Annotated in this window: 20 protein-coding genes; 12 read left to right on the forward strand and 8 right to left on the reverse strand. The window is 57.1% G+C overall.

Annotated elements, in window-relative coordinates:
* Positions 1–116 precede the first annotated feature (116 nt).
* Positions 117–2,207, reverse strand: coding sequence for a putative bifunctional diguanylate cyclase/phosphodiesterase (locus AC6I8V_RS17125; RefSeq protein ID WP_497843420.1), 2,091 nt, complete (start codon positions 2,205–2,207; stop codon positions 117–119).
* Between the two features lie 155 nt (positions 2,208–2,362).
* On the reverse strand, positions 2,363–4,462 hold the full coding sequence (locus AC6I8V_RS17130) for a putative bifunctional diguanylate cyclase/phosphodiesterase (RefSeq protein WP_497843421.1): 2,100 nt from the start codon (positions 4,460–4,462) through the stop codon (positions 2,363–2,365).
* Between the two features lie 544 nt (positions 4,463–5,006).
* On the opposite strand from AC6I8V_RS17130, the gene AC6I8V_RS17135 reads away from it, so the two are divergent.
* From AC6I8V_RS17135 to AC6I8V_RS17155, 5 genes are read left to right on the forward strand one after another with little or no spacing between them, the layout of a single operon-like run.
* The gene (locus AC6I8V_RS17135; RefSeq protein WP_497843422.1) at positions 5,007–5,576 is read left to right on the forward strand and encodes a spore coat protein U domain-containing protein; all 570 of its coding nucleotides are present in this window, start codon (positions 5,007–5,009) and stop codon (positions 5,574–5,576) included.
* A gap of 29 nt (positions 5,577–5,605) precedes the next feature.
* On the forward strand, positions 5,606–6,115 hold the full coding sequence (locus tag AC6I8V_RS17140; RefSeq protein WP_497845863.1) for a Csu type fimbrial protein: 510 nt from the start codon (positions 5,606–5,608) through the stop codon (positions 6,113–6,115).
* Between the two features lie 25 nt (positions 6,116–6,140).
* Entirely contained in the window at positions 6,141–6,839 is a 699-nt protein-coding gene (locus AC6I8V_RS17145; protein ID WP_497843423.1) for a fimbrial biogenesis chaperone, read from the forward strand.
* A complete protein-coding gene (locus AC6I8V_RS17150) occupies positions 6,836–9,277 on the forward strand; it encodes a fimbria/pilus outer membrane usher protein (RefSeq protein WP_497845864.1) in 2,442 nt (813 codons plus the stop codon). Before AC6I8V_RS17145 ends, AC6I8V_RS17150 begins: the two co-directional genes overlap by 4 nt.
* Positions 9,274–10,251 carry a Csu type fimbrial protein gene (locus AC6I8V_RS17155; RefSeq protein WP_497843424.1) on the forward strand — a complete coding sequence of 326 codons (978 nt, stop codon included), beginning with the start codon at positions 9,274–9,276 and terminating at the stop codon, positions 10,249–10,251. Before AC6I8V_RS17150 ends, AC6I8V_RS17155 begins: the two co-directional genes overlap by 4 nt.
* A gap of 44 nt (positions 10,252–10,295) precedes the next feature.
* On the opposite strand, the gene AC6I8V_RS17160 is transcribed toward AC6I8V_RS17155, so the two are convergent.
* On the reverse strand, positions 10,296–11,618 hold the full coding sequence (locus AC6I8V_RS17160) for an MFS transporter (RefSeq protein WP_497843425.1): 1,323 nt from the start codon (positions 11,616–11,618) through the stop codon (positions 10,296–10,298).
* A gap of 302 nt (positions 11,619–11,920) precedes the next feature.
* Between AC6I8V_RS17160 and AC6I8V_RS17165 the strand changes: the two genes are divergently transcribed.
* A complete protein-coding gene (locus AC6I8V_RS17165) occupies positions 11,921–12,814 on the forward strand; it encodes an SDR family oxidoreductase (RefSeq protein WP_497843426.1) in 894 nt (297 codons plus the stop codon).
* Positions 12,815–12,871: 57 nt separating this feature from the next.
* On the opposite strand, the gene exbD is transcribed toward AC6I8V_RS17165, so the two are convergent.
* Together exbD and exbB are read right to left on the reverse strand one after the other, a co-directional pair.
* Entirely contained in the window at positions 12,872–13,294 is a 423-nt protein-coding gene (exbD, locus tag AC6I8V_RS17170; RefSeq protein WP_497843427.1) for a TonB system transport protein ExbD, read from the reverse strand.
* Between the two features lie 5 nt (positions 13,295–13,299).
* Entirely contained in the window at positions 13,300–14,022 is a 723-nt protein-coding gene (exbB, locus tag AC6I8V_RS17175; protein WP_497845865.1) for a tol-pal system-associated acyl-CoA thioesterase, read from the reverse strand.
* Between the two features lie 333 nt (positions 14,023–14,355).
* Between exbB and metC the strand changes: the two genes are divergently transcribed.
* Positions 14,356–15,546, forward strand: a complete 1,191-nt coding sequence (gene metC / locus AC6I8V_RS17180; RefSeq protein ID WP_497843428.1) for a cystathionine beta-lyase — start codon at positions 14,356–14,358, stop codon at positions 15,544–15,546.
* A 105-nt stretch (positions 15,547–15,651) separates the two neighbouring features.
* Entirely contained in the window at positions 15,652–16,314 is a 663-nt protein-coding gene (locus tag AC6I8V_RS17185; RefSeq protein ID WP_497843429.1) for a DedA family protein, read from the forward strand.
* On the opposite strand, the gene AC6I8V_RS17190 is transcribed toward AC6I8V_RS17185, so the two are convergent.
* Positions 16,309–17,235: an AraC family transcriptional regulator gene (locus AC6I8V_RS17190; protein ID WP_497843430.1), complete on the reverse strand. Its 927-nt coding sequence runs from the start codon at positions 17,233–17,235 to the stop codon at positions 16,309–16,311. The genes AC6I8V_RS17185 and AC6I8V_RS17190 overlap by 6 nt on opposite strands.
* Positions 17,236–17,439: 204 nt before the next feature.
* Here AC6I8V_RS17190 and dkgA point away from each other — a divergent pair, with 204 nt between their 5' ends.
* From dkgA to AC6I8V_RS17210, 4 genes are all read left to right on the forward strand, one after another.
* Positions 17,440–18,267, forward strand: a complete 828-nt coding sequence (dkgA, locus tag AC6I8V_RS17195) for a 2,5-didehydrogluconate reductase DkgA (protein WP_497843431.1) — start codon at positions 17,440–17,442, stop codon at positions 18,265–18,267.
* Positions 18,268–18,452: 185 nt separating this feature from the next.
* Positions 18,453–19,010, forward strand: coding sequence for a fasciclin domain-containing protein (locus tag AC6I8V_RS17200; protein WP_497843432.1), 558 nt, complete (start codon positions 18,453–18,455; stop codon positions 19,008–19,010).
* Between the two features lie 58 nt (positions 19,011–19,068).
* Complete coding sequence (locus AC6I8V_RS17205) at positions 19,069–19,620, forward strand: sigma-70 family RNA polymerase sigma factor (RefSeq protein ID WP_497843433.1); 552 nt, start codon at positions 19,069–19,071, stop codon at positions 19,618–19,620.
* Positions 19,617–20,276, forward strand: coding sequence for an anti-sigma factor (locus AC6I8V_RS17210; protein ID WP_497843434.1), 660 nt, complete (start codon positions 19,617–19,619; stop codon positions 20,274–20,276). Before AC6I8V_RS17205 ends, AC6I8V_RS17210 begins: the two co-directional genes overlap by 4 nt.
* Before the next feature lie 34 nt (positions 20,277–20,310).
* On the opposite strand, the gene ftsP is transcribed toward AC6I8V_RS17210, so the two are convergent.
* Both ftsP and AC6I8V_RS17220 read right to left on the reverse strand, forming a co-directional pair.
* Entirely contained in the window at positions 20,311–21,741 is a 1,431-nt protein-coding gene (gene ftsP / locus AC6I8V_RS17215; protein WP_497843435.1) for a cell division protein FtsP, read from the reverse strand.
* Positions 21,742–21,865: 124 nt separating this feature from the next.
* Positions 21,866–22,603: a 1-acylglycerol-3-phosphate O-acyltransferase gene (locus AC6I8V_RS17220; RefSeq protein WP_497843436.1), complete on the reverse strand. Its 738-nt coding sequence runs from the start codon at positions 22,601–22,603 to the stop codon at positions 21,866–21,868.
* Positions 22,604–22,616: the final 13 nt, after the last annotated feature.

Raw genomic sequence — 22,616 nt, forward strand, 5'->3', positions numbered from 1 at the left:
GCTCCATGCCTAAAGTTAGATGCGGAAACCCGTAGGGTCGGCATTTATGCCGACCAGGTCAAGCACCGCACGCTATCGATGACGCCATTTATGCCAGCCAGGCCCGGCACCGCGACTTATTTTGCCGCGACTTCGGTTTCATTCGCCGCCCCAACAAACTCCGGCAGCTCACCAATGCGCTCCGGCGGCACCGGTTTGCCCAGCAGATATCCCTGCAAGGTATTACATCCCAGCCCGGTGAGAAACGCCTGCTGCTCCTCAGTTTCGACCCCTTCCGCCACCACTTTTAGGTCCAGCGACTGGGCCAGCGCCACAATCGCCGAAACGATGGTGGCGTCTTCCGATTTCGCCTGCAATTCGTTGACAAACGCACGATCGATTTTCAACTCGCTGGCCGGTAACCGCTTGAGATACAGCAGGCTGGAGTAGCCGGTGCCGAAGTCATCAATCGAGGCTTTCACCCCCATATTGGTCAGCTCGGTCAGGATACGCACACTCTCTTCCGGGTCGCGCATCGCCGTGGTTTCCGTCACCTCCAGCGTAAGCAACTCCGCCGGAATCTGATGCTGCGCCAGCGCCTGGGTGACGGTTTCCACCAGGTTGCTCTGCTCGAACTGTAAAGCCGACAGGTTCACCGCCACCGACCAGTGAGGATGCCCCTGCAAATGCCAGCTGTGCAGCTGGCGGCAGGCTTCATCGATGACCCAGTTGCCGATGTTGACGATCATGCCGGTCTTCTCGGCGATCGGCAGAAATTTATCCGGCGCCAGCAGGCCGCGAACCGGGTGCTGCCAGCGCAGCAGAGCCTCGAAACCAATGATCGGCCCGCTTGGCGCGCAATATTTCGGTTGATAGAACAGGCGCAGTTCGTGGTTATCCAGCGCCTGCCACAAATCGTTATTCAGCTGAAGCTGGGTTTGCGCCAGGGTGTTCATTGAGGGCTGGAAGAAGTTGTAGCCGTTACGCCCGTTATTCTTGGTGTGGTACATCGCGGCGTCAGCGTTAAACATCAGTTCGCGCTCATCCTGACCATCGCCCGGATAGACGGCGATACCAATACTCAGCGACACCACCAGCTCATAACGCGAGATGCTGAACGGACGATCTATCGCCTTCACCAGCGCATCGGCCACCGCCGCCGCATCGTTGGGGTCGTCAATCTCAATCAGCAGTACAAACTCGTCGCCGCCCATGCGCGCCAGCGTGTAGTGGCCTTTCATCTCGCCGGTCATGCGCTCGGTGACGCCAATCAGCAGGTTGTCGCCTACGTGATGACCGAAGGCGTCGTTGACCGCTTTGAAACCGTCCAGATCCATAAACATCAGCGCGAACTGCGATTTCTCACGGTCGGCTTTGTTGATGGCCTGGTCGAGACGGTCTTCCAGCAGAATACGGTTCGGCAGGCGTGTCAGGTTGTCATGCAGCGCCAGCTGAGCCAGCTCGCGGTTGGCCTCCGCCAGCGAGCGCGCCAGAATGGAGGTCCGCGCCTGCATACGCGCATCCAGCATCGAGACCAGCAAGGTGATGCCAAGAATCGCCAGCGTCACCACCGTGACCAGCATCGCCAGCCAGTTGCTGTTGACGCCGATATGGGTGGCCGCGCTGTGCATCGGGAAGTTGGCCGCCGCCATGCCGGTATAGTGCATACCGGCGATAGCGCAGCCCATCACCACCGACGCGCCGAGGCGCAGCAGGGTGACGCGTCCGGTGCCTTCGCGCAGATTGAACGCCAGCCATAACGCAGCACCGGAGGCCGCCATCGCGATCACCACCGAAGCGGCTACCCAATAGACATTCCATGTGATGCCCGGCTCAAACATCAGCGCCGCCATGCCGGTATAGTGCATCGCCACCACGCCAGTGCCCATTACCAGCGCGCCGCCGCACAGTCGCGGCCACGGCAGCTCGCCTGAGCACACCAGCCACAAAGCGAAGATCGACGCCAGCACGGCAATCACCATCGATCCCGCCGTCAGCAGCGGGTCGTAGCTCATCACCATATCGAGGCTCATCGACAACATGCCGATAAAGTGCATCGCCCAGATGCCGACACCCATTGCAAAGCCGCCGCCCATCAGCCATACCAGCGCTGTTTTGCCAGTAGACGTTGCCACGCGCCCCGCCATATCAAGGGCGGTAAACGAGGCCAGCATTGCCACCAGAACGGAGACAATGACGGTAAACCAATCGTACGAAGTCACTAACATAGTGATTACCTAAATCTGAGCTGACTAAGCAGCCCTGGTGGTGTTAACGAAAAATAAAAATGCGAAATATTATTGTATTAATTATCGGCAGTCAGGCCGCCGTATTTGGTCTTTGAACGATGAAAGCTTACGATTCAGAAAATCAAAAATACTCGTCAGGCCCCGGCCAGCGGTGCCACATTGTCAGGAAAATTAAGCGGTGAGTTGGCCGCATGGGTAAATTCGCCGATGCGATCGGCCGGTGTCGGTTTGCCCAGCAGGTAGCCCTGTAGCGTATCGAAGCCCAGCCCGGTTAATAAGCGCTGCTGTTCCTCGGTTTCTACCCCTTCTGCCACCATGCGCAAATTCAGGCTTTGCGCCAGGGTGATCATAGCGCTGACCACGGTGGCATCTTCGCTGTCGGCACGCAGGCTATTGATGAAGGTGCGATCAATCTTCAGCTCGCTGGCCTCCAGATGTTTCAGATGCAGCAGGTTAGCGTAACCAATGCCGAAGTTATCAATCGCCACCCTGGCGCCCAGCTGGTGCAGCTCGGCGATGCGCTGCTGACTGAATTGCGGATCGCGCATGGCGATGGTCTCGGTGATCTCCAGCATCAGCGACCCTTCCGGCAACCCATGCTGGCGTAAAATTGCACCGACGCTTTCGATCAGATCGCGCTGGTGAAATTGCAGTGCCGACAGGTTAACCGAGACGCTCCAGTTGCTGTGTCCTTCGTTATGCCACTGACGCAGCTGACGGCAGGCTTCGTTGATCACCCAATTTCCCAGCGCGATGATCTGTCCGGTTTTCTCGGCTCGCGGCAGAAACAGATCCGGCATCAGTAACCCGCGTCGCGGATGCTGCCAGCGCAGCAAGGCTTCAAAGCCCATCAGCAAGGTGCCGCCGGCGCGAAATTTCGGCTGGTAGAACAGACGCATCTCCTGGAACTCCAGCGCGTTCCACAAATCATTCGCCAGCGCCAGCTGGTGCTGCGCCACCGTGCTCATCGCCGGTTCAAACAGGCACCAGCCATTACGCCCGTTGTGTTTGGTGTGATACATCGCCGAATCGGCGTTGAACATCATCTCCTGCTTGCTGCGACCGTGCAGCGGGAAGATAACAATGCCGACGCTAAGCGAAACGCGCAGCGAATACCGATCCAGTTCAAAAGGGGCATCGATGGTGGTGACCAGCCGCTGCGCCAGCGTCGCCGCCTGCAAACCATCGCAGTTCGGGGTCATCAATACAAATTCATCGCCCCCCAGCCGCGCCAGCACTGCCTCTTCCCGCAGCTGATTGCTCAGACGCCTCGACACGGCGATAAGTAAGCGGTCACCAACGTGATGTCCCCAGGTATCGTTGACGGCTTTAAAGCCATCAAGATCCATAAACATCAGCGCGAAAGTTTGGTCGTTGAGGGTGGCGTGTTTAATGGCGGCATCCAGTTGCTGATCCAGCAGCACCCGGTTGGGTAAGGTGGTGAGGTTGTCGTGCATCGCCAGCTGACGCAGTTCGTTGTTGGCATGTTTCAGTTTGGCGGCCAGCCTGGCTGCGCGCAGCTGCGCATCCAGCATCGAGATCAGCAGCGTGACGCCAAGAATACTCAGGGTGATGATGGTGACCCACACCGCCAGCCCCTGGTCGCTCATGCCATGCTCCATCATACTGCTGGTGTTATTGAACTGTGCAGCGGCCATGCCGATGTAGTGCATTCCGGCAACCGCAACCCCCATCACCAGCGCCGCGCAGCTGCGCATGATCAGCAGCGCATCGCCGCGACGCAGATGAAACGCCAGCCACAGCGCCACGCCAGATGCCGCATAAGCAATCAATACCGAGAAGGCCACCAGCCTGAAGTTCCACTGGATGGCGGGATCGATCATCAGCGCATTCATGCCGATATAGTGCATCGCCACGATTCCACTGCCGAGGATCAGGGTGCCGCGTAGCAGACGGCGCAACGTCAGATGGCTGCCACGCACCACCTGGGCGAAGGCAAAGATGGCGCCAAGAATGGAGACCGCCAAAGACAGCGACGTCAGGAGAATATCGTACCGCATGGTCATCGGCAGCATCATCGCCAGCATCCCGATGAAATGCATCGCCCAGACGCCAATGCCCATCGCTGTACCACCGGCAATCAGCCAAAAACGGGCCAGGCAGCCACGGGATACCGCGACGCGTCCGGCGGTATCCAGCGCTGTAAACGAGGCGATAAAAGCAACGATTAATGAAACCGTCACCAGAACGCTATCCCAGGAAACCAGCAACATGAGCGCTCCTCACTAACCCGCTAGCGAGCAGGTGCTGAATCGTCAAACAGCAACAAAGATTAAAAAACATGCATTAAGGTCTGTTATTTCTTAGCAATGCGATTCAGCCACTAACCGTACCAGTATTAACTGGGACTAGCGCACGGGCATTTTTTATTTTCATCATCTATCGCTGAGCTGGGATTCGTTATTTTGTCTGATTAATGTATGAACATAACACTGAACCCTGCTGCGCGGTAGTAGCAGCAATAACTCCTTGTTTAGTTTTTTTAATGTCCCGTTACCCCTTGCTATCACTGCATTATCGGCGAATCGCGGGAATTGATTAGGGAAAAATCTCCCGGTGACCTCACAGGCTTCGCTTTGCTGAACTATAGTAAAGAAAACTGATATAAATCATTTCCCTGCCTTCCAGGAATATTCTTAGCCGGCAAGGGCGTTCGTTGTGTCGCCAGAGCAGGCACCTTGTTAATTTTCGGTTTATTTCATAAAGACATCATCAGGTGAAAAAGCACTGACCTCCAATAATCAGTAAGGAATGATTATGAAACTCAAGCTTTTTCTTTTGGCCGCCAGCCTGGGTGCCACAATCCCGCCGTATGCTGCTTTCGCCGCCACCACAACGGGAACCATAAATGCGACACTCACCCTGACAACCGGTTGTCTGGTGAATGGTCAATCCGCCACTACTGGCGTTAACTTTGGTACGTTAAACTTCGGTAGCAGCGCCGCCACCTTTGATACCCTGAATGCCACCCTGGTGGGGGCTTCCGGCAACGGTATCTATGTGCGCTGCACCACCGGCCAGACCTATAACGTCCAGGTGAGCAGCAGCAATGCCGCACCCGCGACCATTTACGGTACGGTCTCCGGCCAGCCGCGTTACCTGATCCTCGGATCCAACAATACTCAGGGTATTGCCTATACGCTTTATAGCGACGCCGCCTTCACCACCGCCATCGCCAATAACACCAATATCGCCGCCAGCGGCACCACAGACCCGACCCTGGGCACCAACTATGCCATTTATGGTCGCGTGGTCGGCGGCGGTTTTAACCCACTGATCCCGGCAGGCACTTACACCGATACGATTAACGTTGCCGTGAATTACTGAGACGCGCGTTGCAGTTAAACAGGGTGGCCGTGGTGCATCAATGGACGCGCATTTCCGGCGGCCTGGCCCTGCTGATAGGGAGTGTCAATGCCTGGGGGTTGCCAACGGCAACCTTTCAGGTCTCCGCCTCAGTGGTGGCAGGCTGTGTAATCTCCGGTACCAATACCGGCGTTTTTGGCACGCTCGATTTTGGCTCCCAGTCTGGCCTTGCCAGCGGCAGCCTCAGTACCAGCTATGTCCAGAACTCCGCCATCACGCTGGCCTGTACCCCAGGCACCACCGTCAGCATGTCAATCAACGGCGGCAGCAACTACACCACCACCCGCAACCTTGTGCTGGCCAGCTATGGCAACACCATCGCCTACCGCCTGTATACCAATGCCGCCCATACCACGGCGATCCCGGTGAATTCAGCAGTGGCGCTCAGCTACAGCAACGCCAACAACATCACTCTACCCATTTACGGCTTGCTCCAACTGCCCGGCCCAACGCGCGCCGGGGTTTATACCGACACCTTAACCGTCACCCTGAGTTGGTGATGGCGCAACGAAGAAGGAAAGACCGATGACAAAACTGCGCGCCCTGCTCCTGCTGTGGCTTCTGCCGTTCAGCTTCCTGAGCCATGCGGCCAATTCGCTGATGATTTGGCCGATTGATCCCGCCATCAACCCTGATGAAAAAGCCAGCGAGCTGTGGCTGGAGAACCGCGGGAATGCCACCACCCTGATGCAGGTGCGTATTTTTACCTGGCAGCAGGTGAATCAGCGCGAGCAGTACCAGACCCAGACGCAGATCCTTGCCAGCCCGCCACTGGTCCGTATTGAACCAGGGCAGAAGCAGCTGGTGCGCTTAATCAAGCAGACGCCGCCAGGCGCCGGTCAGGAGTTGGCGTATCGCGTGGTGCTGGACGAGATCCCCACGCCGCGCACGCCGGGTGAAAATCAGGCCGGGCTGACCTTCCAGATGCGCTATTCCGTGCCGCTGTTCGTCTACGGCAGCGGTCTGACCGAAGACAGCGCCAAACCGGAACTCAGCTGGCAGGTAGAAAACAGCGAGGGCCGACACTGGCTGCAACTCACCAATCGCGGCGACGGCCATGCGCGTCTGAGCAATGTCACTATCGGCGGACGCAAAATGGGTGATGGCCTGTTCGGTTATGTGCTGGCAAACAGCAGCAATCGCTGGCCGCTGAACGGCAGGGTCAGTGGAGAGCTGGAGGCCGACATAAATAAAGGCCACTGGCGTAGCGCAGCCGTGCGCTGATGCGATTTTCGCCGCACCCCTGTGCGCTGGCAGTGACCAGCGTAATGTGCTGGTCAGTCCCCTTAATAAGCAGCGCGGAGACCTTCTCCGAGCTGCCGCCCCCGCCTGCGCTGCAAAGCAATGCATCAGGACAGCAGTACATGCTGGAGCTGGTGGTCAATGAGGGCGAACAGGGCAATATCGTGCCGGTCGAACAGAAGAATGGCGAATTCTGGCTGCGGCGCGGCGATCTGGAACGCGCCGGTATCCCGGCGGACAAATTGCAGGGACAGCAGATTGATGTGAACCAGCTGAACGGCGTAAAGGTGGAGTATGACAACCAGCGTCAGCGCCTGTTGCTGACGGTGCCGCCCGCCTGGCTGCCGGGCCAGGTGATTGGTCAGGCCCATAATGGCCCGCGCTATCCCGGCCAAACCAGCACCGGCGCGCTGCTCAACTATGACTTCTACGCCACCCGCACCGACAACAGCGGTACACGGCTCGCCACCTGGAATGAGCTGCGTTTGTTTGGCAGCGCCGGACAATTCTCCAGTAACGGCGTGTGGCAGCAGCAGCTGGAAGGCAGCACGCCGCAGCAGGATGACGGTTATATCCGTTACGATACCTGGTGGAGCAACGAGAACGAGAACGCCATTCTCAGCTGGCGCGCCGGAGATTTAATCACCGATTCCCTCTCCTGGACCAACAGCGTCCGTCTCGGCGGGGTGCAGATTGGTCGCGATTTCAGTGTCCGCCCGGATCTGGTCACCTATCCGTTACCCCAATTTTCCGGCCAGGCGGCAGTACCCTCCACGGTGGATCTGTTTATCAACGGCTACCGCTCCAGCCAGGCCAACGTGCAGCCCGGTCCCTGGTCGCTGACCAATGTCCCCTTTGTCAACGGCGCCGGCGATGCGGTGATCACCACCACCGATGCGGTGGGGCGTCAGGTCACGACCACGCTGCCCTTTTATGTCTCCAGCAATTTGCTGAAAGAAGGTCTGTCCGACTACTCCTTCTCCGCCGGGGCGGTACGCGAAAACTATGGCATCAAAAACTTCGACTACGGCGCCGCTGCCGCCAGCGGATCGTACCGTTACGGCTTAACCAACTGGCTGACGCTGGAAACCCACGCCGAAGGCAGCGATAACGTGGCGATGGGCGGCGCGGGCGGCCAGCTAAAGCTCGGAAGCTGGGGGGTGGTGAACGGCGCATTGGCGCAGAGCCAGATGAACGGCAAACCCGGCACGCAGTACAGCTGGGGTTATCAGTACAACAACAGCTGGCTCAGCCTCGGCACCCAGCATACGTTGCGCACCGTCGACTTTGGCAACCTGGCGCTGATGGGCAACCGTAGCGACTCGAACGATACCACCTACTCGCTGTCGCGCCGCAGCGCGCAATATACCGCCAGCGTGTCGATGAACCAGTACGGCAGCCTTGGGCTGGCCTACCTCGATATCGCCAGCGGCGACGGTGAACGCACGCGGCTGTGGAACCTGTCGTGGAGTAAAAACCTGTGGGGCAACAGCAGCCTGTATATCTCCGCCAGTCGCGATCAGCAACAGCGGGAGTGGAGCGGCGCGATTTCACTGGTGATCCCGTTTGGCGAGCAGGGCAGCGCGTCAATCAGCATGGAGCGCGATCAGCAAGGGGAAAACAACCAGCGGCTGTATCTGTCACGCGCCATGCCGAGCGACGGCGGCATCTCCTGGGATGCCTCCTGGGCCAATCAGGGCGGCGATAGCGGCGATTACCGTCAGGGCAGCCTGCGCTATCGCAACAACAAAGTGGATACCTCGGCAGGTTTCTATGGCGATAGCGATAACACCACCCAATGGGCTGATTTCACCGGGGCGCTGGTGTTGATGGACGATCGTCTGTTCGTCGCCAATCAGATCAACGACGCCTTTGTGCTGGTGAAAACCAATTACCCGGACGTGAATGTGCGTTACGAAAACCAGTCGATGGGACGTACCGATAAAGAGGGGTATCTGCTGGTACCATCCATCAGTAGCTATTATCCGGCGAAGTACGACATCGATACGCTGGATCTGCCTGCCGACATGACCTCGCCGCGCGTTGAGCAACGTTTTGCCGTGAAGCGTCAGAGTGGCTATCTGCTGAATTTCCCGGTGGAGAAGCTGCGCTCGGCCAGCGTTATTTTGCATGACAGCAACGGCCAGCCGCTCCCGGTGTCCAGCCAGGTGCTGCGCGCCGGTCAGGCAACCGAATACGTCGGCTGGGATGGTATCACCTGGATGGAGAATCTGACTGCCAGCAATCCGATTCAGGTCACCACGCCGGACGGTCGCAGCTGCCGCACCGAACTCGATATCCCCAGCGGCCAGCCACAGGCGCTGAAAACCTATGGCCCCCTCACCTGCGCATTGCCACCGCCACCCGCCGGTGCCGCATTGCCGAATACTGACAACTCCACCGCAGGCATCACACCATGAAGAAGATCCTGATTGTACTGACGCTGTTACTGCTGCCCGGTCTGGCGCGCGCCGCCTGTACGCTACCCAGTTCAACCGCCAGTTTCGGCCCGGTGACGACTTTCGTCATCAATTCCACGGTAAGTACCACCTCGACCAACGCCAACGTCAACTGTGGCTCTGGCACTGCGCTGTCGCTGCTGTCAGGTAACGTGATTACCTTCCAGCTGGCCAACGCCACCAACGTCAGCGGTACACGCGGCACCATGAAAGTCAGCGGCAGCAGCAGCACCGATAACATTCCGGTACGCCTGTGTATGGATAGCGCCTGCGGTACGGAACTCACCGTTGGCGGTTCGACCTACACCTTCTCGCAGGCCGTGCTGGTGAACCTGGCCGGACTGCTCGGCAGCCTGAACTTTGCCTTGCCGGTTTATCTGCAAACCGTCGCCGGACAAACGGTGGCGGCGGGCACTTATACGGTGACGCTTAACGTCTATGTCACCTATAACATCTGTACCAGCGTCAGCCTGCTGGGGCTTTGCCTGACGCCGCAAACCGGTACCGGCACCATCCCAATCACCGTTTCCGTGGTGGTATCGAATGACTGCACCACCATCACCGCCCCGAATATCAGTTTTGGCAGCGCACCGCTGGTCGGCAGTTTTTCCACCGTGCAGCAGACCATCAACGTGGTATGCAGCAAAGGCAGCACCTATACCGTGGGGCTGAGCAATGGCAGCTACGCCGCCAACAGCGTGCGCAATATGGCCAGCGGCACCAACCGGCTGAGTTATGACATCTACAAGGGAACCACCACGACCACGCGCTGGGGACCGACCGGCACCGATCGCTGGGGCAGCGCCACCTCCACCACGCTCAGCACCGATGGGTTGACGCGCGGTTATACCTATACGGCGCAGATTCTGACATCGCAGAATACCCCGGCGGCAGGGAATTACACGGACAGCGTGGTGGTGGATTTATCGTTTTGAGGCGGGGGGAACCGGTCGGCAGCAGGGCCGACCGGGTCAGGCATTTACATCGAGGCATTCACCGGCGCGCCGCTGTGGCGCGACCGATACTGCTTCACCATGCGACCAATCAGCAGCGTACCAATCAAACCGCACACCGCAGCAAATGACAGCCACACGCCTGGCATCGCTTTATCGCCGGTGGCGTGGATCATATAGCTGGAAATCGCCGGGGTGAAACCGCCAAACAGCGCCGTCGCCAGGCTGTAGGCCAGCGAGAAACCGGAGGCGCGCACTTCCGCAGGCATAATTTCCGCCAGATATACCACCATCGCACCGTTGTAGCTGGCATAGAGGAACGACAGCCACAGCTCGGCGATCAGCAGGTTGCTGAAGGTCGGTGAACCCACCAGCCAGTGCAGCACCGGCCAGGCGGTGAGAATCATCAGAATGGTGAAGAAAATCAGCAGCGGACGACGGCCGATGCGGTCCGATAGCGCCCCCATCACCGGCAGCCAGAACAGGTTGGAAATACCGACAAACAGCGTCACCAGGAAGCTCTGCTTATCGGTCATCATCAACACCGTTTTACCGAAGGTCGGGGTGAAGGCGGTGATCATATAGAACATCACCGTGGTGGTGACGACCATCAGCATCCCGGCCAGCACCAGCGCCCAGTTTTGTCCCACCGAACGCATAATCTGCCGCATACTCGGATGGTGTTTACGCTGGCTGAAGGCCTCGGTCTCTTCCAGCATCCGACGAATCCAGAACAGGAACGGCACAATCAGACAGCCGATAACGAACGGAATACGCCAGCCCCAGTCGGTAACCGCGTCTTTTTCCAGCAAATGGTTCAGGCCGAGACCCAGCAGCGCGGCAAAGATCACCGCCACCTGTTGGCTGCCTGACTGCCAGCTGACATAGAAGCCTTTACGCCCTTTCGGCGCGACCTCCGCCAGATATACCGACACCCCGCCCAGCTCAACGCCCGCCGAGAAGCCCTGCAACAGGCGGCCCAGCAGGATAAGCACCGGCGCCGCCGCACCGAGCGTGGCGTAACCCGGCACCAGCGCAATGGTCAGCGTACCCATCGCCATCAGGCCCAGCGTCAGCAGCAGCCCTTTACGACGACCGTGATGGTCGATATAGGCACCCAGCACAATAGCGCCCAGTGGACGCATCAGGAAGCCCGCCCCGAAGGTCATCAGCGTCAGCATCAATGAGGCAAAGGGGTCATCACCGGGGAAAAAGGTTTTCGCGATCGCGGTAGCGTAATAACCAAAGACCATGAAATCGTACATTTCAAGGAAATTACCGCTGGTTACGCTAAAGATGGTTTTGGCACCGCTTTGCGATGGCTTTTGTAAAGATGGACTTGTGCTCATATTGTCTTCCATGGGTTTTTTATCCTCTTTTAGCCTGCCAGCCGCCAATTGAATGTGATCCACTTCACCATTGCAGTTTACAAAGGTGTGACTATACGTAACCGAAAATTAACAATGCAAATCCACAGGATAATTGACCTGTTCACGCGTCTATTCGCATTTTTAAATATTTTGTTAACTTTGCCGCTTCACTACTTTAGCTGCAAATTCAGCCATTCACGCAGAAAGATGTTTCCGGCCTCGACAGCGCCCCTCAATGTTCTAGCCTTTGAAAAGTGTGAAAAAACAGCCAAGGAGGAACCATGAGTCACCAAGACAAAATGAAAAATCCCCGTACGCAATATTTTCACGGTGAGTATCCGGTGCAGCGCCAACCCGCGCCCGGACTCCAGGCGGACATGCGTCCGGTGCCGGATTGTGGTGAAACCAGCTATCGCGGCAGTGGGCGTTTAGCGGGACGTAAGGCGCTGGTGACCGGCGCAGATTCCGGCATCGGGCGCGCTGCCGCCATTGCCTATGCACGGGAAGGGGCCGATGTGGCGCTCTCTTACCTGCCGGAGGAGCAGCGTGATGCCGATGAGGTGGCAGCGCTGATCCGTGAAGCCGGACGTAAAGCGATCATGCTGCCGGGCGATATCAGCGACGAAGCCTTTAGTAAGCAGCTGGTGGCGCTGGCTCGTGAGCATCTTGGCGGGCTGGATATTCTGGCGCTGGTGGCCGGTAAACAGGTGGCGGTGGAGGATATCGCCGATCTCAGCAGCGAGCAGTTACGCAAAACCTTCGAGACCAACGTGTTCGCGCTGTTCTGGATTACTCAGGCGGCCATTCCGCATATGCCGCCGGGCAGCACCATTATCACCACCTCGTCGATTCAGGCATATCAGCCGAGCGCCCATCTGCTCGATTATGCCTCGACCAAAGCGGCGATTCTCAATTATACCCGCGGGCTGGCGAAGCAGATCGCCCCTAGAGGCATTCGCGTAAACTGCGTGGCGCCGGGTCCAATCTGGACCGCGCTCCAGGTGGCGGGCGGTCAGCTGCCGGAGAAACTGCCGGAATTTGGCGAACAAACGCCGCTCGGCCGGGCCGGGCAGCCTGCGGAACTGGCGGGCGTGTATGTTTATCTGGCGTCGCCGGAATCGAGCTATGTCACGGCAGAGGTGCATGGCGTGACCGGCGGCAACCATTTGGGTTGATTCCCCTCAGCAAACAAAAAGGGCGCCTTAGCGGCGCCCTTGTCAGATTCGGTGAGATTATTTCTTCACCGTCTCCATTCCCATCAGTCCAATCTTGAGATAACCGGCTTCGCGTAGCTGGTCCATCACTGACATCAGGGTTTCATAACTTACCGACTTATCTGCCTGGAAGAAGATAGTGGTGTCTTTGTTGCCTTCGGTCTGCGCAGTCAGCGCATTCACCAGCGTCTCTTTGCTCACCGGATCATTACCGATGAAGACCTGATTATCTTCCTTAATTGACAGATAAACGGGTTTTTCCGGACGCGGCTGCGGCGCACTGGTAGACGCTGGCAGGTTGACGCGGACATCTACAGTGGCCAACGGCGCGGCCACCATAAAGATGATCAGCAGAACCAGCATGACGTCGATAAACGGCGTCACGTTGATTTCATGCATTTCGCCATCGTTTTCCATGTCGTCGTTCAAACGCATCGCCATGGTAATTACCCTACGCGCAGTTTCTGAGCGGTAGCCGCACGAGCCACTTCGTTGTTCACTTTACCCAGATCGAGATCGCGGCTCTGCAACAGCAGTACCTGTGCGGCCACATCGCCCAGCGAGGCTTTGTAGCTGGCGATCATACGGGCAAACACGTTGTAGATGACAACGGCAGGGATAGCAGCCACCAGACCAATGGCGGTAGCCAGCAGCGCTTCAGCGATACCCGGCGCAACCACGGCAAGGTTGGTGGTTTGCGTCTGAGCGATGCCGATAAAGCTGTTCATGATGCCCCATACGGTACCGAACAGGCCGATAAACGGCGCGACCGAACCGATGGTAGCGAGGAAGCCATTGCCGCGACCTGCGTGACGGCTGAATGCCGCAACACGACGCTCAAGGCGGAAACTGGTACGTTCTTTAATGCCGTCGGTGTCTTCTGCACCCGCGGAAAGCTCCAGCTCATTCTGCGCATCGTTCAGCAGCACGAGGCTGTGGCTGTTGCCTTTGAAGCTGGTGGCGGTACGTGAGGCGTCGTCTAACGAACGCGCTTCGCCTAGCGCGACATGCTCACGCTTCAGGCGACGTTTCGCTGAACTCAACTCAGCATATTTGCCAAAGAAGATTGCCCAGGTAACAACGGAGGCCAGCAACAGGCCAATCATTACCACCTTTACCACGATATCGGCATGATGATACATGCCCCAAACGGAGAGGTCCGTTTGCATCAAATCACTGGCTACCACGCTGCGTCTCCAACTTCAATTGCACAGTTCACGATCGAGCGCGGATCATAACAAATTATAAGTGCGAATTGATAGTAGTTCTCATTACTATTTACAAACGAAAGGTGCGCTTTTTCTCCACAAATTTTGCTGCTTCTGTATCCAGCGAGGAAGGTTTTTAACCATTTTCCGGGTGAGCAGACGTTTTCCTCGTCACCGCCAGGCGACGCCGGCTTATTCCAGGGTGGAACTCTGATATTCCGCAATCAGGGTCAACTCGCAGGCTGGATTCGTGGTAACGTGGTTGCTTTGTGAAATGCGGCAGGAAAGGCAGTGATGGCAACGAAAAAAATAGACACCACGCTGGTCAGCGCGGGACGCAGCAAACGTTACACCCAAGGCTCAGTGAACAGCGTTATTCAGCGCGCCTCATCGCTGGTTTTCGATACCGTAGCCGATAAAAAACGCGCCACCGCCGGACGGGCGAAAGGCGAATTGTTCTACGGTCGTCGCGGTACGCTGACGCACTTCTCCCTCCAGGACGCGATGACGGAACTGGAAGGCGGCGCCGGATGCGTTCTTTATCCTTGTGGTGCCGCAGCGGTTGCTAACGCCATCCTCTCTTTCGTTGCAGCGGGCGATCATATCCTGGTAAGCGGCGCGGTCTATGAACCGACGCAGGATTTTTGCACCAAAATCCTGAGCAAACTTCAGGTTACCACCACCTTTTTTGATCACTGCATCGGTAGTGAAATCAGCGCGCTGGTTCAGCCCAACACCCGCGTGGTGTTTCTCGAATCCCCTGCGTCCATCACCATGGAAGTGCAGGACATCCCGGCTATCGTCGCTGCGGTGCGCTCAGTAGCGCCGGACGCCATTATCATGATCGATAATACCTGGGCGGCGGGCGTGTTGTTTAACGCTCTGGAGCATGGCGTCGATATTTCGATTCAGGCTGGCACCAAATATCTGATTGGTCACAGCGATGCGATGATTGGCACCGCCGTCGCCAATGCGCGCTGCTGGGATCAGCTGCGTGAGAACTCCTATCTGATGGGCCAGATGGTCGATGCCGACACCGCGTATATGGCGAGTCGCGGCCTGCGTACCCTGGGCACCCGTCTGCGTCAGCATGAAGAGAGCGGATTGCAGGTGGCGGAATGGCTGGCGGCGCGACCGGAAGTGGCGCGCGTAAATCATCCGGCGCTGGCACAGTGCAAAGGCCATGAATTCTGGCAGCGCGATTTCAACGGCAGCAGCGGTCTGTTCTCGTTTATTTTGCATGAGAAGCTGAGCAGCGAGCAGCTGGCGATTTATCTCGATGGTTTTCACCACTTCAGCATGGCTTACTCCTGGGGTGGCTATGAGTCGCTGATTTTGGCTAACCAGCCGGAAGAACTGGCTGCAATTCGCCCGGCGGGGGGTGTCGATTTCACCGGCACGCTGGTGCGGGTACATATTGGTCTGGAACACGTTGATGACCTGCTTGATGACCTGAAAGCCGGGTTTGAGCGCCTGAAGCAGTAAAATTTTCAACCTAAGCTCAACAGGCCGGAACTGCGTGGCAGAGATCAACATCTGCTGCTACGCAGACCGTTAAAATGAAATCCTTGTGACTTGATGGAATAGCAGATGGGTGTTTTACATGAGATTGTCCACGCGCTCTGGCACCAGGATTTTGCCGCGCTGGCTAATCCGGATGTGGTGTGGATTGTTTACGGCGTGATGTTTCTGACGCTGTTTCTGGAAAATGGTTTGTTGCCAGCCTCATTTCTGCCCGGTGACAGCCTGTTGTTACTGGCCGGCGCCATGGTGGCCAAAGGCGTGATGGATTTTATCCCGACCATGGTGATCCTGACCACCGCCGCCAGCCTCGGCTGCTGGCTGAGTTATCTGCAAGGACGCTGGCTGGGCAATACCAGAATTGTCAAAAGCTGGCTGATGCATCTGCCAGCTCAGTATCATCAGCGCGCCTGGCAACTGTTTAATCGTCATGGCCTGATGGCCTTGCTGGTGGGGCGTTTTCTGGCATTCGTACGTACCCTGCTGCCCACCATGGCGGGCATTTCGGGTTTGCAGAATGGCCGCTTTCAGCTGTTCAACTGGTTAAGCGGCTGGCTGTGGGTCTGCATCGTAGTGGCATTCGGCTATGGCATCAGCCAGGTGCCGTTTATCAAGCGCCATGAAGATCAGGTGATGGCGATTCTGATGCTGCTGCCGGTGGTGCTGTTGTTTGTCGGCCTGGCCGGCAGCATTCTGGTTATCTGGAAAAAACGACGCCTGAAGGCGTCATAGCAGCTGCGCGGCGTCAGCGGGTGATTCGAACACCGTCTGGCGCACGCGGCTCGCCTCCTCTCCCGGCGTCACGCCGAAATAGCGTTTAAATTCCCGCGAGAACTGCGACGGGCTTTCATAGCCGACACGCACCGCTGCCGCACTGGCTTTCATGCCATCCTGCAACATCAACAGACGCGCCTGATGCAGCCGATAGCGTTTCAGATATTGCAACGGCGAGGTTTGCGTCACTGCTTTGAAGTTGTGATGGAAGGCCGACACGCTCATGTTCACCTCCGCCGCCAGCGTCTCCACGCTGAGGTTTTCACAGAAATGACTTTCGATACGACGCAGCGCTCTGGCAATCTGACTGAACTGGGTCTGGCGGCTAATCAGCGACAGCAGCGCGCCGCCGCACGGCCCGGTCAGCACGTAGTAGATAATTTCCCGCACGATTTGCGGCCCCAGCACGCGCGCATCGCGCGGCTTGCGCATCACATCCAGCAGGCGCTCAGCGGCACACAGCATCTCTTCGCTGAGAAAGGCGGAATGAATGCCCGAGGTCTGCGGCTGCGGCTGAAACTCTTCGTCATCGCCAATCTCCATCAGCAGATCCTGCAAGCTGGCATTGTCGACGCTCAGGCACATCCCCGCCAGCGGCGCCTCTGGCGTGGCCTCGGTTTCACACTCCACCGGCAGCGGCACGGTGAGCATCAGGTATTTGGTGGCATCGTAATGAAATACCGTGCTGCCGAGATAACCGGTTTTGCGCCCCTGAAACAGAATGACAATGCCGGGCTGATACATCATCGGTGTGCGTGGCAGCGGCTCATCGGCATAGATCAGCTTCACGTTCTCCAGCTGGCAGAAAGGCTGACCGCCTGGCTTCATCAGCGCAATGACCTGCTGGGCCAGCTGGTGGCAAAGGGTGTCATGGGGCATGGCATATTCTCACGCAGCAAAAAAGTCAGTGTGCCGCACCGGGGGCGAAAGCTCCAGATCGCTGGAGAATCAGGCAAGATTTTGGCAGAAACAGACAGCACAAAAGCGCCGCAGAGTTGCCACAATGATCCCGGGGATAAGGTTTGTTGTCTAGACTTAACCTCAGTGTTTCCGGTGAGTCACTGCGACAGATAAGGAGCAACTATGGCAGACCAACCACTGATTAAACTGCACGATGGCAATATGATGCCGCAGCTCGGACTGGGTGTCTGGCAGGCGAGTATCGAAGACGCACGCAAAGCGGTATTAAAAGCGCTGGAGGTCGGTTATCGCTCCATTGATACCGCCGCCGCCTACAAAAATGAGGAAGCGATTGGTCAGGCGTTGCAGGAAACGGATGTGGCGCGCAAAGAGATTTTTGTCACCACCAAGCTATGGAATGACGATCAGAAGAACGCGCAGCAAGCGCTGGAAACCAGCCTGGAAAAACTCAAGCTGGACCAGGTGGATCTGTATCTGATGCACTGGCCCTGCCCCTCTAAAGATCTTTATGTCAGCGCCTGGCAGCAGATGATTGAGCTGCAAAAACAGGGCTTAACCAAAAGCATCGGCGTATGTAATTTCAATGAAGCGCACCTGAAACGCCTGATGGACGAAACCGGCGTATCGCCGGTGGTGAATCAGATCGAGCTGCATCCGATGTTGCAGCAACGCACGCTTCATGCATGGAACGCGATGCATCAGATCCAGACCGAGTCCTGGAGTCCGCTGGCGCAAGGCGGTAAAGGGGTGTTTGATCAGGAGATCATCCGCGAACTGGCGAAGAAATACGGCAAAACAGCCGCGCAGATCGTCATTCGCTGGCATCTGGATAGCGGACTGGTGGTGATTCCGAAGTCAGTGACCCCGGCGCGTATTGAAGAGAATTTTGCGGTATTCGATTTCCGGCTGGAAAAAACGGAGATCAGTGAGATCGCGAAGCTCGATAGCGGCCATCGCCTGGGGCCGGACCCGGAGAATTTTAACGGTTAGGTGAAGTACGCGTGGTTGCCCGCCCCCCGGCCCTCTCCCGCCAGCGGCAGAGGATGAGGGTGCGGGCAAAATCCTCTGACAAAAATAATTTTCATTTTTCTGCATCCGTTTGACGGACTGAAACGTATATCGCTATGTGGGCGCAATTAAGCCTGACACCCCTTCCGATTACGAGGAAAGTGAAAATGAAAACATCCCTGCCCTGTCTGATTTTTTCCGCTCTGGTTTTCTCCGCAGCTTCTCAGGCTGCCATGATGGATAACAGTGTGATGGTGGGTGGCGCAGCCATGTATCCATCGAAAAACATCGTACAAAATGCCATGAATTCGAAAGATCACACCACCCTGGTCGCCGCCGTTAAAGCTGCGGGGTTAGTGGATACTCTCCAAAGCAAAGGCCCCTTTACTGTCTTTGCGCCCACCAATGCCGCCTTCGCTAAACTGCCTGAAGGCACGGTGGATAACCTGCTAAAACCCGAAAACAAAGCCAAACTGACCAGCGTGCTGACCTACCACGTCGTGGCCGGTAAATATGACATGATGGCTCTGGAGAAAAAAATCCAGGCTGGACACGGCAAAGCTGAACTGAAAACCGTCAATGGTGAAACCCTGTGGCTGATGAATAATGGCCCGCACAATATCCAGATCAAAGATATGCAAGGGGATATTGCCAATATCAGTACCTACGACGTGAATCAAAGCAATGGCGTAATAAATGTCATTGATACCGTACTGATGCCCTGATTCGTTATCTATACTGGGGGCAGCTACATGATGTGGCTGTCCCCAGTCAGGTAACCTCATGCCAACAAAAGAAAATGATGCACAAGACCTGCTACTTCAGCTGATTGCGCAGGGTGATGTTCATGCATTGTCGATGCTGTATCAGCAAATGTCGCCCTGGCTATTCGCCATTATTTTGCGTCTGGTACGGCGACGCGATTGGGCAGAAGAGGTGTTGCAGGATGCATTTATTCAGGTATGGCAATCAGCCGCCAGCTATGACCCGTCAGTCAGTGCGGTAAAAACCTGGATCAGCCAGATCGCCCGCCATCGTGCTATCGACTATCTGCGCAAGCGCGAACATCAAAACTGCTCAACTGACGACATCAGCGAAGCTGAACAGGCCTTTCAGGCACCGTTCGAAGACAACGAAACCGGTGAGAAAGAGGCGCGTCGCTTGCAGCATTGCCTGCAACATCTGCCCGTCGAGCAGCGGCAAAGCATCGCGCTGGCCTATTATCGCGGCCTTTCTCAGCAGGAAATCGCCCTGGCCTTAGACACCCCAACCGGCACGATTAAAAGCTGGATTCGACGTGCCTTAGCCCATCTCAAAGAGTGTGTCGGCTTATGAACGCTAAACACGACGATCTGGCGGCGGCAGAATATGTGCTGGGCACCCTGGATAAGGTGCAGAGGGAAGCACTGGAAGCGCGTATGCAGCATGATCCGGCATTAAAACGCGAGGTTGCATACTGGCAGCGGGCGTTGGGTTTTGTGGATCTTGCCACGCCGGGTGACGTTCCGCCTGAGCGAGTATGGCAGCGAATTATCGCGCGATTGCCAGTGAAAAAGCGCACGCTACCAATAGCGTTCACCCACCTGACGGGCTGGCTGATTGCCGCCATGCTGGGCTGCATACTGGTATTTAATTATCTGCAACGCCCTGTGACAACGCAGATAAATCCGCCGGTGGCCGTGCTAAATGCGGCGGATGGGAAAAGCCAGTTTGTGGTATTTGCAGACCGCGACCGGAAGACGATTTCCGTCGCCGCACTTAATGTCAGCGTGCCTGATGATCATAGTTTGCAGTTATGGGCGATTAACGGTGCCAGCGCACCGCTGTCGCTGGGGCTGCTGCGGCAGGATGTGGATAACCCGGTACCGATCCCAGCGACTGTCGCGCTGGAGGGCCTCACCCTGGCGGTGAGCCTTGAGCCGAAAGGGGGATCGAAGCTGGCCGGGCCTTCCGGGCCGGTATTGTATAGCGGCGTGCTACGGAATTTATGAAGGATCCCTCTCCCGCTTGCAGGAGAGGGAAGCATCACATCGTCGGATTAACCAGTAGCTGCCCCGCCGTGCCGCGATCCGCCATTTCCAGCGTCTGGCTGTAATAGACAAACGGGAAGTGATCTGACGAACTCTGCGGGAAACTCACCAGCAACTCCACATCGCCATCCACCCACACGGTATCTTTCCAGCCACGATCTTCGCCCATCGGCTGTGCGCCATTGACGCTTTTCACCAGGAACATCACGCCCTGAATATGCAATGCCTGCGGGCGATCCGCATGGAGGATCCAGCGTTCAAAGGTGCCCTGCTGAACCGTGGTGTCGATGCGTCCCATATTCCACATCGCGCCGTTAATGCCCGGCATACTATCGCCGATGCGGAATTCACGGGTACGCACCGCCACGCCATCGAGGATCTGATCGGCCAGCAGACGCATCGGCAGATTGTCGGTAACCAGCGGCAGCAGGCCCGTCGGACGCAACGACAGCACCAGCGTATTGGCAAGGATCGCCGACGGCTCAAACAGGCCGCGCAGACGATCCATAATGCTTGCGGCCGTACCGGCGGTGATCGACACCTCATCGCCCTGCGACATATCCACCAGCACTTCGCGACGTTCCCCCGGCGCCAGCGACAGCCGCTGCACCGCGACCGGCGCGGGTAAAAAGCCCTGATCGCTGGCGATAACCGTGAAAGGACGATTATCAGAGAAGGTCAGATCGAAACGTCGTGAGTTGGACGCATTAAGCAACCGCAGGCGCACCCAGCCACGCGACACTTCCACATACGGGTTTTGCACGCCATTCACCAGCAGGGTATCGCCGAGGAAGCCGCCATCCTGCGGTGGGTCATACACCGGCGTGGCAAAGTTATCGAGACGCTTGTCCTGAATCACCAGCGGGAAATCATCCACACCGTAATGTTTCGGCAGCGGCAGCGCCTTGCTGATGTCGTCTTCAATCAGCCACATGCCCGCCAGGCCGTTATAAACGTGCGGAGCCATACGGTTGGGGGTATTGGCGTGATACCACAGGGTCGCCGCCCCCTGCCGAATCGGCAGCACCGGCGCCCAGTCCACGCCTGCGGACATCATACGCGGCGCGCCACCCATCAGGGCGCCCGGCACCTGCAAGCCGCTGACGGTCATCGCCACCGGTTCGTTAAGGCGGTTGCTGTAAATCAGCTTCACATCGTCGCCGCTGTAGACACGCACCGTCGGGCCAAGATACATGCCGTTGATGCCCCACACCGGGACTTTGTTGCTGTTACCGTTGAATGACCAGTGGCTGCGTTGCAGCGTAAGAAATAACGGCTGGCCACGGCGTGATTCAATCAGCGGCGGTACAGGAAGCGGCGTGTCGCCGATGGGCGCGGAGGCGGCACGCGCGGCATAAGGCATTGCGCTGGTGGCTAATGCGACACCGGCAGAAAGCTGAATAAACTGACGTCTGCTGCAAGACATAAAACTTCAGACCTTTTGAGCGTGGCGTGAGGGCGCCGTCCATTTTTTTCTAATGACTATTGCTGTGCTGCGCCCGGAGCCGGGCGACTGCTTTCGGGGCAGATTGCCTGCCCCGTGAGACCGGTCAGATTTTACCGTTTTTTTCGCGCTCGGCGACTTCGGCGTTCAATTCTTCCAGCTTAGCCGACATTAATTCGCGACAGTGGGTCGCCAGCTTACGCACGGAGCTGTTGGCAAACTGGGCGGTATCCACTGGCGGCAACATCTCGACAATCACCAGGCCGTTCTTCAGACGGTTAAGTTTGATTTTGTCATGGGTGTTGGAGACCACCACCGGGATGATCGGCACTCCTGCTGCCACGGCGGCATGAAACGCACCGGTTTTAAATGGCAGCAGGCCACGTCCGCGACTGCGCGTCCCTTCCGGGAACATCCAGAACGAGATGCGCTTCTTTTTAAACTGATCGACCAGCTCACCAATGGTGCCGTGCGCTTTGGCGCGGTTATCACGATCAATCAGCAGGTTACCCGCCAGCCAGTAAAGCTGACCAAAAAACGGGATCCACAGCAGGCTTTTTTTGCCGACGGTGACCGTGGTCGGCTGCACAATATTGGCCGCGGTGATCATATCGTAGTTGTTCTGGTGGTTAGCGATGTAAATCGCGTTGCCGTACTGCTCCGCATCCGCCGGTTTACGTAGCTCCACCTTCACGCCAAACACCGTCGATAAACGGCCAAACATATGGCCAAAGGTGGCCACATGGCGCGGATTACGCGGTGAAAACAGGCACCAGATACTGCCAAACACACAGACCAGAATCGAATAAATAACAACAAAAATAGCCCGTAAAATTAGTAACATAGCTTCCTCAATA

The sequence above is a fragment of the Pantoea sp. X-Soil-TKNS-1207 genome (assembly GCF_059730485.1).